The 15,681-nt window shown below is 67.0% G+C and carries 15 protein-coding genes; 6 read left to right on the forward strand and 9 right to left on the reverse strand.

Annotation, left to right across the window (positions count from 1 at the left end; translation table 11 throughout):
* The first annotated feature begins 2 nt into the window (after positions 1 to 2).
* The gene (locus BSY239_RS06550; protein WP_069046135.1) at positions 3 to 1,304 is read left to right on the forward strand and encodes a TRAP transporter large permease; all 1,302 of its coding nucleotides are present in this window, start codon (positions 3 to 5) and stop codon (positions 1,302 to 1,304) included.
* A gap of 14 nt (positions 1,305 to 1,318) precedes the next feature.
* A complete protein-coding gene (locus BSY239_RS06555; protein WP_069046136.1) occupies positions 1,319 to 2,176 on the forward strand; it encodes a shikimate dehydrogenase family protein in 858 nt (285 codons plus the stop codon).
* 205 nt (positions 2,177 to 2,381) lie between these two features.
* Here the strand turns inward: BSY239_RS06555 and BSY239_RS06560 are convergent, their stop codons facing one another.
* The 3 genes from BSY239_RS06560 to BSY239_RS06570 all read right to left on the reverse strand — a co-directional run bounded on the left by BSY239_RS06560 (position 2,382) and on the right by BSY239_RS06570 (position 5,361).
* On the reverse strand, positions 2,382 to 3,560 hold the full coding sequence (locus tag BSY239_RS06560; protein WP_083239840.1) for a putative sulfate/molybdate transporter: 1,179 nt from the start codon (positions 3,558 to 3,560) through the stop codon (positions 2,382 to 2,384).
* A gap of 34 nt (positions 3,561 to 3,594) precedes the next feature.
* A complete protein-coding gene (locus BSY239_RS06565) occupies positions 3,595 to 4,554 on the reverse strand; it encodes an MBL fold metallo-hydrolase (protein WP_069048833.1) in 960 nt (319 codons plus the stop codon).
* Positions 4,555 to 4,650: 96 nt separating this feature from the next.
* The gene (locus BSY239_RS06570; RefSeq protein ID WP_069046137.1) at positions 4,651 to 5,361 is read right to left on the reverse strand and encodes a formylglycine-generating enzyme family protein; all 711 of its coding nucleotides are present in this window, start codon (positions 5,359 to 5,361) and stop codon (positions 4,651 to 4,653) included.
* A 175-nt stretch (positions 5,362 to 5,536) separates the two neighbouring features.
* Between BSY239_RS06570 and BSY239_RS06575 the strand changes: the two genes are divergently transcribed.
* Both BSY239_RS06575 and BSY239_RS06580 read left to right on the forward strand, forming a co-directional pair.
* Entirely contained in the window at positions 5,537 to 5,809 is a 273-nt protein-coding gene (locus tag BSY239_RS06575) for a hypothetical protein (protein WP_069046138.1), read from the forward strand.
* A gap of 67 nt (positions 5,810 to 5,876) precedes the next feature.
* Positions 5,877 to 8,060, forward strand: coding sequence for a copper-transporting P-type ATPase (locus BSY239_RS06580; RefSeq protein ID WP_069046139.1), 2,184 nt, complete (start codon positions 5,877 to 5,879; stop codon positions 8,058 to 8,060).
* Positions 8,061 to 8,078: 18 nt separating this feature from the next.
* Here BSY239_RS06580 and BSY239_RS06585 read toward each other — a convergent pair whose 3' ends face one another.
* A complete protein-coding gene (locus BSY239_RS06585) occupies positions 8,079 to 8,564 on the reverse strand; it encodes an acyl-CoA thioesterase (protein WP_069046140.1) in 486 nt (161 codons plus the stop codon).
* Between the two features lie 319 nt (positions 8,565 to 8,883).
* Here BSY239_RS06585 and BSY239_RS06590 point away from each other — a divergent pair, with 319 nt between their 5' ends.
* Both BSY239_RS06590 and BSY239_RS06595 read left to right on the forward strand, forming a co-directional pair.
* Positions 8,884 to 9,603: a Crp/Fnr family transcriptional regulator gene (locus tag BSY239_RS06590; RefSeq protein WP_069046141.1), complete on the forward strand. Its 720-nt coding sequence runs from the start codon at positions 8,884 to 8,886 to the stop codon at positions 9,601 to 9,603.
* 76 nt (positions 9,604 to 9,679) lie between these two features.
* Positions 9,680 to 10,231 carry a glycine zipper 2TM domain-containing protein gene (locus BSY239_RS06595; protein WP_069046142.1) on the forward strand — a complete coding sequence of 184 codons (552 nt, stop codon included), beginning with the start codon at positions 9,680 to 9,682 and terminating at the stop codon, positions 10,229 to 10,231.
* 38 nt (positions 10,232 to 10,269) lie between these two features.
* Here the strand turns inward: BSY239_RS06595 and BSY239_RS06600 are convergent, their stop codons facing one another.
* From BSY239_RS06600 to BSY239_RS06620, 5 genes are all read right to left on the reverse strand, one after another.
* Positions 10,270 to 11,169 carry a 2-hydroxy-3-oxopropionate reductase gene (locus tag BSY239_RS06600; RefSeq protein ID WP_069046143.1) on the reverse strand — a complete coding sequence of 300 codons (900 nt, stop codon included), beginning with the start codon at positions 11,167 to 11,169 and terminating at the stop codon, positions 10,270 to 10,272.
* 25 nt (positions 11,170 to 11,194) lie between these two features.
* Entirely contained in the window at positions 11,195 to 11,983 is a 789-nt protein-coding gene (locus tag BSY239_RS06605) for an HpcH/HpaI aldolase family protein (RefSeq protein WP_069046144.1), read from the reverse strand.
* A gap of 39 nt (positions 11,984 to 12,022) precedes the next feature.
* The gene (gene gudD / locus BSY239_RS06610; protein ID WP_069046145.1) at positions 12,023 to 13,369 is read right to left on the reverse strand and encodes a glucarate dehydratase; all 1,347 of its coding nucleotides are present in this window, start codon (positions 13,367 to 13,369) and stop codon (positions 12,023 to 12,025) included.
* A gap of 4 nt (positions 13,370 to 13,373) precedes the next feature.
* Positions 13,374 to 14,324, reverse strand: a complete 951-nt coding sequence (locus BSY239_RS06615; protein ID WP_069046146.1) for a Bug family tripartite tricarboxylate transporter substrate binding protein — start codon at positions 14,322 to 14,324, stop codon at positions 13,374 to 13,376.
* Between the two features lie 226 nt (positions 14,325 to 14,550).
* Complete coding sequence (locus tag BSY239_RS06620) at positions 14,551 to 15,579, reverse strand: LacI family DNA-binding transcriptional regulator (protein ID WP_083239842.1); 1,029 nt, start codon at positions 15,577 to 15,579, stop codon at positions 14,551 to 14,553.
* Between the last annotated feature and the right edge of the window lie 102 nt (positions 15,580 to 15,681).

Genomic DNA, 15,681 nt, shown 5'->3' on the forward strand with positions numbered 1-15,681 from the left:
CTGTGAACTTCACCAGTCCGTTTTCGTTGGCCCTGGCCACCATCGTCGCGCTCAGTGTGCTGGGCGTGCCCGTGGGGCAGGCCATGATCGGTGGCTCCATCCTGTACCTCTGGCTCAAGGGCATGGACATGGGCAGCGCGGCCGAGCAACTGCTCAACAGCACCTATTCCAGCTACCTGCTGCTGGCCATTCCGCTGTTCATCCTGGCGGCGAGTTTCATGAGCACCGGCAGTGTGCTCGACCGCCTGCTGCGTTTCTGCAATGCCATCGTGGGACGCTTTCCCGGCGGTCTCGCGCAGGTCAATGTGCTGCAGAGTATCGTGTTCGCCAGCATGTCGGGTTCGGCGCTGGCCGACGCGGCGGGTTCGGGCAAGCTGATGCAGGCCATGATGACCCGCGAAGGCAAGTACACGCCGGCGTTTGCGGGCGCGCTCACCGCCGTGTCGGCGGTTATCGGGCCCATCTTGCCGCCCTCCATACCGCTGGTGCTCTACGCCCTGATCTCGGGCACCTCGATCGGCTTTCTGTTCCTCGCCGGCGTGTTGCCCGGTCTGCTGCTGGCCGCGGTGCAGATGGCGCTGATCTATGTGCAGGCCCGGCGGCACCAGTTCCCGGTGGAGCCGGCCGTGCCGATGCGCGACCTGCCCCGCATCACGCGCGAGGCCCTGCCCGCGCTGATGCTGCCCATCATCCTGCTGGGCTGTCTCTACAGCGGCATCACCACGCCCACCGAAGCGGCGGGCCTGGCCGCGGCGTATGCGCTGCTGGTGGCCTCGGTGCTCTACCGCAGCCTGGGTTGGCGCGACATGGCCGAGTCGCTGCTGTCGAGTGCGCGCACCAGCATCTCCATCGGCATGCTGATCGCGGGCGCGCTGGTGTTCAACTACGTGATCACGTCGGAAAACATCCCGGCTTCGCTCAGTGCATTGCTGCGCACGCTGGACATGTCGCCGCTGGCTTTTCTGCTGGCGGTGAACCTGCTGCTGTTGCTGCTGGGCGCGTTCCTCGAGGGCTCCACCATCATCCTGGTGATCCTGCCGGTGTTGCTGCCCACGGCGGTGGCCCTGGGCATTGATCCGGTGCACTTCGGCGTGGTGGCCGTGCTCAACATCATGATCGGCCTCGTCACTCCCCCTTACGGCCTGCTGCTGTTCATGATGACCAAGATCGCCAACGTATCCTTGCTCGCGCTCGTGCGCGAGGTGATGCCGTTTCTGGTGGTGATGATCGGTGCTCTCGTGGTCATCACACTCTGGCCCGACTTCGTGCTCTTCCTGCCGCGGTTGGCGGGCTACACCGGTTGACGGCCGCCACACCCATGACCACCTCATCCGCCGGCCACACACCGCGCATCGACGGCAACACGCAGGTGATCTTGCACCTGGGCTGGCCCACGCACAGCTTCAAGTCGCCACTGATCTACAACCCTTATTTCGCCGCCCACGGCATCAATGTCGCGGTGGTGCCTCTGGCCTGCACCGCCGACGAACTCGGCAGCCTGCTGCCCCCGCTGCTGCGCCTGCGCAACGTGCGGGGCGCACTCATCACCATGCCGCTGAAGGTGGCGGTGGTGGATCTGCTCGACGAGACCAGCACGGCGGTGAAGGTAGCCGGCGCCTGCAACGCCGTGCGCTGCGACGCGCAGGGCCGCCTGGTGGGCGAACAATTCGATGGCGAAGGTTTCGTGCGCGGCGTGGCCCGCAAGGGCCTGCCCGTCGCAGGTGCCCGGGTGCTGGTGGTGGGCAGTGGTGGCGTGGGCTGCGCCATTGCGGCGTCGCTCGCCGGTGCGGGCGTCGCCGAGCTGTTGTTGTCCGACGCCGATCCCGCGCGCGCCGAAGCGCTCCAGCATCGCCTTGCCCGCCATCACCCAGGCCTGTTGACCCAGATCGGCAGTGCCGATCCGGAAGGCATGGATCTGGTGGTCAACGCCACACCGCTGGGCATGCACGCGGATGACCCGCTGCCGTTCGACGTGGCGCGCCTGTCACCGTCCACCTTCGTCGGCGAGGTGGTGCTGCAGCCCACCGTCACGCCCCTGCTCGCGGCGTCCACCGCCCTCGGCTGCCGCACCCAGATCGGGCTGGACATGCTGTTCGAGCAGATTCCTGCCTACCTCGAGTTCTTCGGATTGCCGAGCACCAGCCCTGAAGAGCTGCGCCGTCTGGCGCAGCTGTGACCGGCGACGCCGAACGAAGCTCCCGCAGGCGCAGCGGTCGCACGAGGCTTGAGGCTGGGTGGCTGGTCCCCGACAACCTCGACTTTCCCAAACCATGGTTCAGCGCTTCGGCACGTCGTGGTTGCAGCTGCCGTGCAAACCGATGAAAGCGCCTTTGGCAAACGGCACCGCGGCTTTCTGCCTTGATCCCGGCAGTTCACCTTCTTCAAATCCGCATCACCCGCGCCCGCAAGCCCGCCTCCAGCACCACCCCCACCACCACACCCACCCCCGCGTTCCACACCGACACGGCAGCGGTGGTGAGCAGCACGGCGCGGGCTTCCTTGTCGCGCGAGCTGCCCGCGGTGCCGATGGTGAGTGAAAAGCCGGCCACAAAAAGCATGGCGCCCAGGGTGCCGGCGGGCAGCAGGCCCAGCAGTGCGGTGAGCTGACCGCTGGCGAACAGGCCGGCGAGCAGCAACACGCTGCCCAGAAAGATGGGTGCGCGCCCGGTGCGTGCGCCACACGCCACCTGCGCGGCCATGCCGCCCGCACCAAAACACATGGGCGGCGCGCCCAGGCCGCCGGCCATCAGGTTCATGAGGCCGGTGCCGCGTGCGGCGCGGTTCTCGTCCAGCGCCACGGCGGGGAACAGGCGGCGCGTTTCGGCCACGATGCCGAGGATGGCGTTGCCGAAGGTCAGTGGTATCTGTGCCGCGGCCAGGCCGATGGCGGCGAACCACACGCCGGGCTGGTTCAACGCGGGCCACTGCGGCGCGGGCAGCTGCAGTGTCCACGGTGCGCTGGCCAGCGCTTGCAGCAGCTCGGGTTGGCGCCAGTTGCCCACCGCCCAGCCCAAGGCCATGAGCACGGGCATGGTGAGCCAGCCGCCACGCCCCAGCAACACGAGCGCCAGCACCACCGAGGCCGCGCCCAGCAACAGATCGCCTTCGATGCGCCGCAGCCCGGCGACGATGAGCGCGATGCCCAGGCCGAGCACCACGCCGTGGATCCCGTCGCGCGACACGTGTCGTGCCAGCCAGCGCGCCAGGCCGCTCCAGGCGGCGATGAGCCAGAACACGCCGGTGATCAACGCGGCCAGAGCGAGCACGGCCTGCATGTTCTGGCCCGCCACTGCAGCGCTGGCCAGGGCGGCCGCGCCCACGGCTTTCATGGGCTGCACCGGGAAGGGAATGCCCAGGCGCCAGCCGACCGTGATGAGGCTCAGACCGAAGGCCAGCAGGATGGAGGTGGGGTGCACACCGGCCAGCACGATGAAGCCGACCAGAAAGGGCAGCAGGGTGCCCAGGTCACCCAGCGCACCGCCAAGGTCGCCGCGCCACGTGGCGGGCGACAAGGTGGGCTGCGGGGCGGGGATGTCGTGCGGGTCGGTTGAGGGCGTCACCCGGCGATTCTGCGGTATCGCCGCAGCGGCGTGCTCAGCGCCCGCCCAGGCTTTCCTTCTCCATCAACAGATAGGTGTTGTAGGCGTTCATGCGGTTGGCAAAACGGAACATGGGCATGGGCTCGAAGCGGCTCCAGTCGGTGGCGCTGTAGGCCTCGTCAAACGGCACCAGCTCTTTGGCCGCCTTGCCCATGGTGCTGCGCAGATAGGTGAGGTAGTCGCGCATCACCCCCATGTCTTTGCGTGGCTCGGTGGAGGCGGCGCCGTGGCCGGGCACCGCCACCGCCACGTCAAAGCGCAGCAGGCGGTCGAGGGACTGGATCCACTGGTTGCTGTCGGCCTGGCCCACAAACGGCAGGCGCCCGGCGAACATGAGGTCGCCGGCAAACAGCACGCGTTCGCCCGGCACATGGATGGCCAGGTCTTCCGGTGTGTGCGAAGGGCCCACGCGCTCCGCCACAAAGCGCATGCCCGCCAGCTCCAGCGTGGTCGAGTCGGTGAGCCAGCGGTCGGCCGGTACCAGGCGGGTGTTGTCGTCCACCCAGGGCGCAAGTTCGCTGCGCGAGGCCACCAGGCGCTGCGCGGCGGTGTCCGAGTTCAGGTAGGTGCGCGCGTCCTGCTGCGCCACGATCTGCGCCCCCAGTTCCTTGAACACCTGCAGGCCGTAAATGTGGTCGGCGTGGTAGTGGGTCACGATCACGTGGGTGATGGGTTTGGGCGTGATCTCTCCAATCTTCTGCACCAACCTGCGCGCCAGGGCGGGCGAGCCCAGCGCATCGATCACCACCACACCCTGTGGCGCCACCACGAAACCGGCGTTGCTGATGAAGTTCTGGTTGGCCGGTGAGCCGAGCGCTGCCAGGCCCTGCACGTAGTACGTGTTGGGGCCGACTTTCTGCGGCTGCATCTCGACCAGGCTTTGCGCCGAAGCCGACCAGCTCAAGGCGGTCAGGACGAGCGCAAAAGCGCTGCTCAACCAGCGGTGCGGGGCCATGGGTATCTCCTCGGTGTAAAAGTAAATCAGCAACGACTGATATTGTGAGCCGGTTTTGAGCCTGTGTGAACCGGCTCAGGCCGGCCCTGGCAAACCTCAGCTGTAAACGCAGCGAAAGCCGATGTAGACCGCGAAAAAATCCGCCGCCTTCCACGCCACCACGTCGGCCTTCATCTGCGCGGCGCCGTACCACCACGAGCCACCCATGGTGCGGCGCTCGCTGCCCTGGGCGTCGCTCACCCATTCCCAGGCATTGGCGCCCATGTCGTGCAGGCCATTGACCCCGGCCGCCGTTTCACCCGCGGGTGCGGCGCGTGGCCAGCGGTCGGGTTCGCTCGTGTTGGCACCCTGCGGGCTGTGGCCCGTGGGCCAGGGGTAGGTGGTGCCGCGCTGCCAGGGCGCGGGTGGGGCGGTGCGTTGTTCGGTGAAGGCAGCACTCAGCCATTCGGTGGCGGTGGGCAGGCGTCCACCAGCCCATCGGCAGTAGGCCGCCGCTTCGGCGTGCGTGAGGTGCACGGCGGGAAGTTGCATGGAAGAGGGCGCCACGCCGTCGGGCGTGCGCCAGGTCCAGCCGGGCCTGCGCTGCCAGCCGCCGTCAAACTCGAATCCACCGCCTTCGGCTTCCGCGCGTGTGACGGTGGACGTGGCCTGGGCAAAGCGGTTGAACTGCGCGATGGTGACCTCGGTGCGGTCGATCGCGATGCGGCCCAGCTGGACGCGGTCGGTGGGCGCGGCTTGGGCAAGGGCGGAGACTGCCGACGCTGCGAGGAAAAGGAACGTTGCAAGGACGCGCAGTGGTTGATTCATAAGGGTGTGTGATCCAGCCAGCCCGAGGTGGTTCACAACGATCGCCACCCGACAGCCCGCAGGCCTGCGGTGAAGCCACCGGCGTTGCTCGGCCAGTCCTTGATCTGGCACAACCCGCCGTGCGCCATGAGGCGCATGCTGGTGCCCTTGGGAATGTCCCAAGCAGGAGAACACCATGATTGCACTCAAGACCTTGACCGCACTGTCCACCCTCGCACTGCTGACCGCCTGCGCGAGTCCCGGGGGCCCTCGCGGCCCCCACGCTGCGGGCGCGCACCACCCGGGTGCTGCGCCCATGGCGATGATGGAACACAGCCATTCCATGCATGGCATGCAGGCGATGCACGAGCAGATGAAAATCGCGAACACGCCCGAAGAGCGCCAGGCGCTGATGGCCGCACACATGAAGAGCGTGGACTGCGGCATGGCCGCACCGCCCGTCCGATGAGCACTTGACCTTGCCACGGCGGCAATGATCAAGCTCATGCGCCTGTCTTTCACACAGGAGAACACCCATGGATGCGCACACCCACCATGTCCACGCCGGCCATGCCCATGGCCCGACCCAGGCTCCGGTGCCAGCCGCGCCCGGCACTGTCTACACCTGTCCCATGCACCCGGAGATCCGACAGGACCAACCGGGCAACTGCCCCAAGTGCGGCATGTCGCTGGAGCCGGTCATGCCCGCGCTGGACGAGGCCGAGAATCCCGAACTGCTGGATTTCCAGCGCCGCTTCTGGTGGACCCTGCCACTTACCGTGGTGGTGGCGGTGCTGGCCATGTTTGGCCACAACCTCGGCTGGTTCGAGATGGCCACGCAAAGCTGGATCGAACTGGTGCTCACCGTGCCGGTGGTGCTCTGGGCCGGCTGGCCGTTTTTCGTGCGGGGGGCACAGTCGGTGCTGAACCGCAGCCCCAACATGTGGACGCTGATCAGCCTGGGCACAGGTTCGGCGTTCGTCTACAGCGTCGTGGCCACGGTGGCGCCGCAGGTGTTCCCCGATTCGTTCGTCTCCATGGGGCGGGTGGCGGTGTACTTCGAAGCGGCTGCGGTGATCATCTCGCTCACCCTGCTGGGGCAACTGCTGGAACTCAAGGCGCGCTCGCAAACTTCGGCTGCCATCCGTTCGCTGCTGGGGTTGGCGCCCAAGACCGCGCGGCGCATCACGGCCGACGGGCAGGAGGAAGACGTGCCGCTGGCCCACGTGCATGTGGGCGATCTGCTGCGCGTGCGCCCGGGCGAGAAGGTGCCCACCGACGGCACGGTGGTCGAGGGCAGCAGTGCGGTGGACGAATCCATGCTCACGGGCGAGCCGCTGCCGGTGACGAAGCGGATCGGCGACAAGCTGATCGGCGCCACGCTCAACACCAACGGCGCCCTGGTGATGAAGTCCGAGCATGTGGGCTCCGCCACCGTGCTGTCGCAGATCGTGCAGATGGTGGCCATGGCGCAGCGCTCGCGCGCGCCCATGCAGCGCATGGCCGACCAGGTGGCGGGCTACTTCGTGATGGGGGTCGTGGTGGCGGCCTTGCTCACCTTTTTCGTCTGGGGCTGGTTCGGGCCCGAGCCGAGCTGGGTGCATGCGCTCATCAACGCCGTGGCGGTGCTGATCATCGCGTGTCCCTGCGCACTGGGGCTGGCCACGCCCATGTCGATCATGGTGGCCACCGGTCGTGGCGCCACCCACGGTGTGCTGTTTCGCGACGCCGCCGCCATCGAGAACCTGCGCAAGGTCGACACGCTGATCGTCGACAAGACCGGCACCCTGACCGAAGGGCGACCGACCTTCGAGCGAGCCATCGGCTTCGGGCGCTTTGCCGAAGACGAGGTCTTGCGCCTGGCCGCCAGCCTGGACCAGGGCAGTGAACACCCGCTGGCCGCCGCCATCGTGGCCGCGGCGAAGCAACAGGGGCTTGCGCTGGACGAGCCCGAGCATTTCGACTCGGAATCCGGCATCGGGGTGCGGGGCCGGGTGGGTGGCCAGGGCCTGGCCCTGGGCAACACGGCGCTGATGCAGCAACTGGATGTGGACGTCTCACCACTGGCCAGCGAGGCCGAAGCACTCCGCGCGCAGGGAGCCAGCGTGATGTACCTCGCGGCGGACAAGACATTGGCCGGTCTGCTGGCCGTGTCCGACCCGATCAAGGCCACCACGGCCGATGCGCTCGGCTCGCTGCGCCAGGCCAACATTCGCGTGGTCATGGCCACGGGCGACGGCCTGACCACCGCGCGCTCGGTGGGCCAGCGCCTGGGCATCGACGAGGTCCACGGCGAAGTGAAGCCGGCCGACAAGCTCAAACTGGTGGAACGGCTTCAGGCCGAGGGCCGCGTGGTGGCGATGGCGGGCGACGGCATCAACGATGCGCCGGCCCTGGCCCGCGCCGACGTGGGCATTGCCATGGGCACAGGCACCGACGTGGCGATGAACAGCGCCCAGCTCACCCTGGTCAAGGGCGACCTGCGCGGCATCGCCACGGCACGTGCGCTCTCGGTGGCCACGGTGGCCAACATGAAGCAGAACCTGCTGTTTGCGTTCGTCTACAACGCGCTGGGCATTCCATTGGCCGCCGGCTTGCTGTATCCCTTCACCGGCTGGCTGCTCTCGCCCATGATCGCGGCCCTGGCCATGAGCCTGAGCTCGGCCTCGGTGATCGGCAACGCGCTGCGTCTGCGGGCCGCATCGATCCGGGAGACCTGACCGCGAGCGCAGGGCGAATCAGGCCGAGGTGTTTCGCAGTTCGTCGAAGCGGCTCGCGAATTCCTGGCGCAGCTGTTTGCGCACCTGGGCAGCAGCATGGCGGCGGCGCTCGTCGGGGGTGGTGGGCTGCAGCGGCGGCACGGCCACGGGTTTGCCGTCGTCGCCCACGGCCACCATGGTGAAGAAGCAGCTGTTGGCGTGGCGCACCACCTGGTTGCGGATGTTCTCCGTCACCACCTTGATGCCGATCTCCATCGACGAGGTGCCGGTGTGGTTCACCGAGGCCATGAAGGTCACGAGTTCGCCCACATGGATGGGCTGGCGAAACATGACCTGATCCACCGAGAGCGTGACCACGTAGCTGCGCGCATAACGGCTGGCGCAGGCGTAGGCCACCTGGTCGAGCAGCTTGAGGATGGTGCCGCCGTGCACATTGCCCGAGAAGTTGGCCATGTCCGGCGTCATGAGCACGGTCATGGTGAGTTGGTGGGTGGGCAGGTCCATGGTGGGCTCTCGCTCAAGCGCAGCACGGCGCTGCAGCCGGGCATTGTGCCCGCTCATCGTCGGACCGCGACCAGGCCTTCGCGCGGTGGCGGCCTGTAGGCGCAGTCCTACCGCCAATTGCCCTGACGACCGACATACCCGGTCTGCGGTGCGCGGAAAACTGGAGACATCCGTTTTCTGAAGGGGCACAACCATGTACATCGCACTCGAATCTTCAACGTTCGTCGCACCGACGGCACAAGCAGCGTCGCCGCGCGCCTGCTGCGCAAGTCTGGGCCTGCCTTGTGCCAATCGACCCGACAACCGCTTGCTCGCGGCGATGCCCGCGTGCGACTGGGAGCATTTGTCGCAGCACATGGAGCTGGTCGAAATGCCGCTGGGTCAGGTGCTCTACGAATCGGGCGACGATCTGAACCACGTGTACTTTCCCACCACGTCCATCGTCTCGTTGCTCAACCTCGCGGCCAACGGTGCGTGCGCCGAGTTCGCCACCGTGGGCAACGACGGTGTGGTGGGTGTTCCACTGCTGATGGGCGGCGTGTCGACCAATGGCCGCGCGGTGGTGCAGAGCGCGGGCCACGGTTACCGGCTCAACCGCCAGGTCCTAGTCGACGAACTCAATGCGGGCGGCGCGGTGATGCAACTGCTGCTGCGCTACACGCAGGCCTTGCTGACGCAGGTGGCACAAACCGCGCTGTGCAACCGCCACCACGCCGTGGAACAGCAGGTCAGCCGCCTGATCCTGCAGAACCTGGACCGTGTGCAGGGCAACTGCCTGTTCATGACGCAGGAGCTGCTGGCGGGCAAGCTGGGCGTGCGGCGCGAGAGCGTGACGCTGGTAGCGCTGGCGCTGCAGCGCGACGGCCTCATCCGCTATGCGCGAGGTCGCATCGAGGTGCTGGACCGCGGCGGCCTCGAAGAACGGGCCTGTGAATGTTATGCGGTGGTAAAGCACGAATGCGACCGTTTGCTGCCGCAAGCCGCTCCGGACGCGGCCCAGCTCTTGACCGCCCAGCGCACCAGCATGCAGAGGCGGTGATCCAGAAATAGACACGTTTTGTCACCGGTGTCGGGTCGAACCCGGTTAGATTGCGTCAACCCAAAAGGAGAAACACATGGACAAGTCGATGATCAAAGGTATTGCTGTGGGCGGTCTGGCCATGGTGGTGCTGGGCGCCAGCGGTGTGACCGGCTACAAGGCACTGACGCAGCCCGAGGTGGCCGACGTGGTGGCTGTGAAGGAGATCATGCAGACCGTGACGACGCCGCGCCAGGTGTGCGAAACCGTGGCGGTGCAGCGCACGGCGCCGGTGAAAGACCAGAACCGCATTGCCGGTACGGTGGTGGGGGGTCTGGCCGGTGGACTGCTGGGCAGTGCGGTGGGCAACGGCAGCGGCAAGACCGTGGCCACCCTGGCGGGTGCGGCGGCCGGCGGTTATGCCGGCAACCAGGTGCAGAAAAACATGCAGCAGAAGGACGTGGTCACGACCAACGAGCAGCGCTGCAGGACCGTGCAGGACAAGTCGCAAAAGCTCGTGGGCTACAACGTGACCTACCGCCTCGACGGCAAGGACGGCACGGTGCGCACCAGCTTCAAACCCGGTGACACCTTGCCGGTGAAAGACGGCCAGGTGGTGACCACACCACCCGCCGACGCCAAGTCTTGAACCAGCGGCCCGTCAAGGGCCGTTGTTCATTGGGCCACTCAGTCGGGCGACACCGGGTGCCCGGCCATCAGTTCGAGCGCCTTCACCAGGGCCGAGTGGTCCAGGTCACCCATGCCGTGCGCGGCGCAGGCCTGCATGAGTTGCGCGGCGTTCGCGGTTTGTGGCAGTGACACGCCGATTTCCTTCGCGCCCTGCAGCGCCAGGTTCAGGTCTTTCTGGTGCAGCTTGATGCGGAAACCGGGGTTGAAGGTGCGCTTGATCATGCGTTCGCCGTGCACTTCCAGAATGCGGCTCGCAGCAAAGCCGCCCATGAGCGCCTGGCGCACCTTGGCCGGATCGGCGCCGGCCTTGCTGGCGAACACCAGGGCCTCGCTCACGGCCGCGATGTTGAGTGCCACGATGATCTGGTTGGCCACCTTGGTGGTCTGACCGTCGCCGTTGTCGCCCACCAGCGTGATGTTTTTGCCCATCAGCTCCAGCAGCGGACGCACGCGTTCGAACACGGCCTCGTCGCCACCACACATGATGGTGAGCGAACCCGCCTTGGCGCCCACCTCACCACCGGAGACCGGCGCGTCGATGTAGTCGGCGCCGAGCTCGTTGATCTTGTGGGCGAAGGCCTTGGTGGCCATGGGGCTGATCGAGCTCATGTCGACCACCACCTTGCGCACCGCACCGGCGCTGTCCTTGAGGCCCTGTGCGACGCCGTTCTCGTTGAACAGCACGGCTTCCACATCGGGGGTGTCCGGCACCATGGTGAACACCACCTCGGCCTCGCGCGCCACACCCGCCGCGTTGTCGCAGCGCACGGCGCCGGCCGCCTGAATGGCTTGCGGGATCTGGCTGCGCGTGTGCACGAACAGCTGGTGGCCGGCGTTGGCCAGGTGCAGGGCCATGGGCGTGCCCATGATGCCCAGTCCGATAAATCCAATCTTCATCTGTTGTCCTTGTGGTGGGGCGGGCTCAGTAGCCGCCTTCGGTTTTGGGAGCCTGGGCGGCGCGCATGGTGGCCATCACCTGCTGGGCTCCGGCGGCCATGAGGCGTGCGTCCGAACTCACGGTGACGAACTGGAAACCCATGGCGATGCGCCTGAGCGCCGCTTCGGGGGAGCCGTTGTGGATGCCGGCCACCAGGCCGTGCGCCTTGGCGCGCGCGAGGATGTGTTCCACCGCCTGCGCGGCCTTGGGGTCGAGGTCGTCGAAGGTGGGCTTGCAGCCGAGCGCCAGCGACAGGTCGGACGGGCCGATGTAGATCGCGTCCAGGCCGGGCACCGAGAGGATGTCGTCGAGGTTGTCGAGCGCCTGCGCCGTTTCGATCATGGCGAAGGTCACGATGGTGTCGTTGGCGTGTTGGGGATAGTCGGCGCCGCCGTAGAGCAGGGCGCGCACCGGGCCGAAACTGCGGGTGCCGCGCGGTGCGTAGTGCGTGTACGCCACCAGCTTCTGCGCGTCGTCGCGCGTGTTGACCATGGGGCAGATGACCCCGTAGGCACCGGCGTCCAGTGTCTTCATGAGAATGCCGGGCTCCAGCCAGGGCACACGCACCACGGGCACGGTGTCGGTGGTGCTGACGGCCTGCAACATGGTGACCATGGCCTGGTAGTCGACCACGCCGTGTTGCAGGTCGATGGTCAGCGAGTCCCAGCCCTGGTGGGCCATGGTCTCGGCCGAGAAGCTGTTGGGAATGGCCAGCCAGCCGTTGACGACAGCGCCTCCGGCGGCCCAGATCTCGCGCAGGCGGTTGGGTCTCATGAGGGGTCCTTGCAGGTTCGTTGTGTCATCGTCGGCGTGTCATCGATCAAGCGCGGGGCGCTTGGGGTTGAAGGTCCAGTTGGGAACGAGGAATTGCATGGCAGTGGCGTCGTCGCGTGCGCCCAGTCCGTGTTGCAGGTAGAGCTGGTGGGCTTTCTCCACCTCGGCCATGTCCAGCTCCACGCCAAGCCCGGGCACTGTGGGCACCTGCACGTGGCCGCCCACGATCTGGAGCGGGTCTTTGGTGAGGCGCTGGCCGTCCTGCCAGATCCAGTGCGTGTCGATGGCGGTGACCTTGCCGGGCGCGGCCGCGGCCACATGCGTGAACATGGCGAGCGACACATCGAAGTGGTTGTTGGAGTGGGAACCCCAGGTCAGGCCCCAGTCGCGGCAGGTCTGTGCCACGCGCACGCTGCCGGCCATGGTCCAGAAATGCGGGTCGGCCAGCGGAATGTCCACGCTCTGCAGTGACAGAGCGTGGGTCAGCTGGCGCCAGTCGGTGGCGACCATGTTGGTGGCCGTGGGCAAGCCGGTGGCACGGCGGAACTCGGCCATCACCTCGCGGCCCGAAAAACCGTCTTCGGCACCACACGGGTCTTCGGCGTACGCCACCACACCGCGCATGCGCTGGCCCAGGCGGATCGCGTCCTTGAGCAGCCAGCCGCCGTTGGGGTCCAGCGTCACGCGCGCGTCGGGAAAGCGTTCGTGCAGTGCGGTCACCGTGTCCACTTCCTCGTCGCCGCGCAGCACGCCGCCCTTGAGCTTGAAGTCGTTGAAGCCGTAGCGCTCGCGCGCGGCCTCGGCCAGGCGCACCACGGCCCCGGGCGTCATGGCTTCTTCGTGCCGCAGGCGGCTCCAGGCGTTGTCGGCGTCGGGCTCGCTCGCATAGGGCAGGTTGGTCTTGGCCTTGTCGCCCACGAAGAACAGGTAGCCCAGCATCTCCACCGCGTCGCGCTGCTGGCCTTCGCCCAGCAGGGCGGCCACCGGCACACCGAGGTGTTGGCCGAGCAGATCCAGCAGGGCCGACTCCACCGCGGTCACGGCGTGGATGGTGGTGCGCAGGTCGAAGGTCTGCAGGCCCCGCCCGCCCGCGTCGCGGTCGGCGAAGCGGGCGTGCAGCTGTTGCAGCAGCTTCTGGTGGTTGCCCAGGGATTGGCCCACCACCAGCTCGGCCGCGTCTTCCAGTGTCTGCCTGATCTTCTCGCCACCGGGCACCTCACCCACGCCGGTGTTGCCGGCGCTGTCGGTGAGGATGAGCAGGTTGCGGGTGAAGAAGGGCGCGTGCGCGCCGCTCAGGTTGAGCAACATGCTGTCGCGCCCCGCGACCGGGATCACACGCAGCGTGGTGACCCGGGGTGTTGCGGTCACGGGAACGGGATGCAGCATGGGTTTATTCCACCTTGATGTTGCGGGTTTCGATGAGCTTTTTCCAGCGAGCGTGTTCAGCGGCCTGGAAGGCGGTGAACTGCTCGGGCGTGTTGGCCACGATCTCGAAGCCGAGGTCCAGCAGCTTGGGCTTCACCGTCGGGTCGTTGAGCGTTTCCGAGATCGCCTTGTGCAGTTTGGCTTTCACGTCAGCGGGCAGGCCTTTGGGTCCGGCCACGGCTTGCCACGAATACACGTTGGCGTCCTTGATGCCGAGCTCCTGCAGTGTGGGCACGTTGGGCAGCAGTGGCGAACGAGCGGCGCTGGTGATGGACAGGGCGCGCAGTTTGCCGGCGGTGATCTGCGGCATGGCGGTGTTGATGTTCATGAACGACGACTCCACCTGGTTGCCCAGCAGGTCGGTCATCACAGGGCCGCCGCCCTTGTAGGGCACGTGCACGCCGGTGGTGCCGGTTTGTTGCCAGTAGAGTTCGGCGGTGAGGTGGTCGCTGCTGCCGGCGCCCGAGGAGGCGAAGGTCATCTTGCCGGGGTTGGCTTTCTGAAAGGCGATCACATCGGCCATGGTCTTGTGGGGCGAGACGGCGGGCACGACCAGCACGTTGGGCGCCTGCACGGCCACGGTGATGTAGTCGAAGTCCTTGGTGGCGTCGTAGGGCACCTTGATGAGGTGCGGCGCGATCACGAACGGGCCGAGCGAGGACACAAACAGGGTGTGGCCATCGGGCGCGGCGCGGGTGACTTGTGTGGCACCGATGGTGCCGGTCGCGCCGGCCTTGTTTTCCACCACGAAGGTGCCGCCGAGTTTTTCCTGGAGGCGTGGCTGCAGGGTGCGGGCGATCAGATCGGTGGAGCCGCCGGGTGGAAACGGCACGACGATGGTGACGGTCTTGTCGGGCCAGGCCATGGCGGTGGCAACAGTCATGGATGCGCCGAGGGCGCACAACAGTTTTTTCATTGCATGTCTCCTTCTGTGGATGAGGTCTGATGGCGTGATCGCCTCGAAATGGTACCGGTACCAACGCTCGCTGGGTTGCATGGTACCGGTACCAAATGGTGGCGTCAACGGTTGTTTGTCGGGTGAGTCGTGGGGGCTGCACCTCGCGGGCTCGCGAGCGAGCGCAACGTGGTCGCCGATGTCCGGACCCGCCGGCGAAAACAACCCGACCAGCCCGAGAAAAACTTCAGGAAGTTTCGCGTTCGACGATCGAGAACCCCACGTCCACCACCCGCTGAGCCACCTCTCGCCCCTCGGCCCGATCGATCAGGTGGCGCGCCGCCAGGCGGCCGATGTCCACACCGTTGATGTGCACCGTGCTGAGCGCAGGCGCCATGTCGGCGGCAAAGGGCACGTCGCCAAAACCCATGATCGCCAGTTGGTCGGGGATGGCAATGCCGCGCTCCCGCGCCTCGGTCAACACGCCCAGGGCCAACAGGTCGGAGCTGCAGAACACCGCGTCTGCATCGGGCGCCTGTGCCAGCAACTCGCCCAGCGCCTTGCGCCCGCTCAGCAGGGAGCGCGAAGCACCCACGTTCACCACCGCCACCGGTCCGAAACCGGCGCGCACCACCGCGTCGGTGAAGGCGCTGGCGCGGCGGTCTGCGCGTTCGTCTTCCGCGCGGATCAAGGCCAGCTTGCGGCGGCCCTTGCCCAGGAGAAAACGCGCCACCTCGCGGCCGATGTCGGCGTGTGAAAACCCCACCAGCATGTCGATGGGGGTGGGTGTGAGGTCCCAGGTTTCGACCACCGGAATGCCGGAGGCCATCAGGCGCGTGCGACCCAGGCCCGGGCGCAGGATGCCGGTGAGAAAAATGCCGTCGGGCCGGCGGCCGATGATGGCCTCGAGCAACGACTCTTCGCGGCTCGCCGAGTAGCTCGACTGGCCCAGCATGAGTTGGTAACCCGCGTCGAACAGCGTGTCGTTCAGCGCCTCGATGGTGGGCATGAAGACCGACATCACCGTGCTCGGCACCACCGCCGCAATCAAACGGCTGCGCGACGACGCAAGACCGCCCGCCATGCGGTTGGGCACATAGCCTGTCCGTTGCACCGCATCGAGCACTTTCTGCCGCACGTCCACCGACACCTGCTCGGGCGTGTTGAGCACGCGCGAGGCGGTGATGGGGGCCACGCCGGCGAGCTTGGCCACGTCGCGCAGGGTGATGGCGCCGCTGCCACGGCGTGCGCGCCGGGAGTTGTCGGTTTCTTTCATTTGAGGCTTAATCGAGGCTTGAAATGGTACCGGTACCAAATGCATGACGATCGTATGCCGAAATGGCCACCGACGCACGCTGAACCCCGCAATCTTAGGAGA

The sequence above is a fragment of the Hydrogenophaga sp. RAC07 genome, assembly GCF_001713375.1.
Lineage (GTDB): Bacteria > Pseudomonadota > Gammaproteobacteria > Burkholderiales > Burkholderiaceae_C > Hydrogenophaga.

Bases quoted from the DNA above. Each gene is read 5' to 3' on its own strand.
- BSY239_RS06555 (WP_069046136.1), top strand. From the start codon at position 1,319: ATGACCACCTCATCCGCCGGCCACACACCGCGCATCGACGGCAACACG.
- BSY239_RS06565 (WP_069048833.1), bottom strand. From the start codon at position 4,554: ATGGCCCCGCACCGCTGGTTGAGCAGCGCTTTTGCGCTCGTCCTGACC.
- BSY239_RS06570 (WP_069046137.1), bottom strand. From the start codon at position 5,361: ATGAATCAACCACTGCGCGTCCTTGCAACGTTCCTTTTCCTCGCAGCG.
- BSY239_RS06575 (WP_069046138.1), top strand. From the start codon at position 5,537: ATGATTGCACTCAAGACCTTGACCGCACTGTCCACCCTCGCACTGCTG.
- BSY239_RS06580 (WP_069046139.1), top strand. From the start codon at position 5,877: ATGGATGCGCACACCCACCATGTCCACGCCGGCCATGCCCATGGCCCG.
- BSY239_RS06585 (WP_069046140.1), bottom strand. From the start codon at position 8,564: ATGGACCTGCCCACCCACCAACTCACCATGACCGTGCTCATGACGCCG.
- BSY239_RS06590 (WP_069046141.1), top strand. From the start codon at position 8,884: ATGCCCGCGTGCGACTGGGAGCATTTGTCGCAGCACATGGAGCTGGTC.
- BSY239_RS06595 (WP_069046142.1), top strand. From the start codon at position 9,680: ATGGACAAGTCGATGATCAAAGGTATTGCTGTGGGCGGTCTGGCCATG.
- BSY239_RS06600 (WP_069046143.1), bottom strand. From the start codon at position 11,169: ATGAAGATTGGATTTATCGGACTGGGCATCATGGGCACGCCCATGGCC.
- BSY239_RS06605 (WP_069046144.1), bottom strand. From the start codon at position 11,983: ATGAGACCCAACCGCCTGCGCGAGATCTGGGCCGCCGGAGGCGCTGTC.
- gudD (WP_069046145.1), bottom strand. From the start codon at position 13,369: ATGCTGCATCCCGTTCCCGTGACCGCAACACCCCGGGTCACCACGCTG.
- BSY239_RS06615 (WP_069046146.1), bottom strand. From the start codon at position 14,324: ATGAAAAAACTGTTGTGCGCCCTCGGCGCATCCATGACTGTTGCCACC.
- BSY239_RS06620 (WP_083239842.1), bottom strand. From the start codon at position 15,579: ATGAAAGAAACCGACAACTCCCGGCGCGCACGCCGTGGCAGCGGCGCC.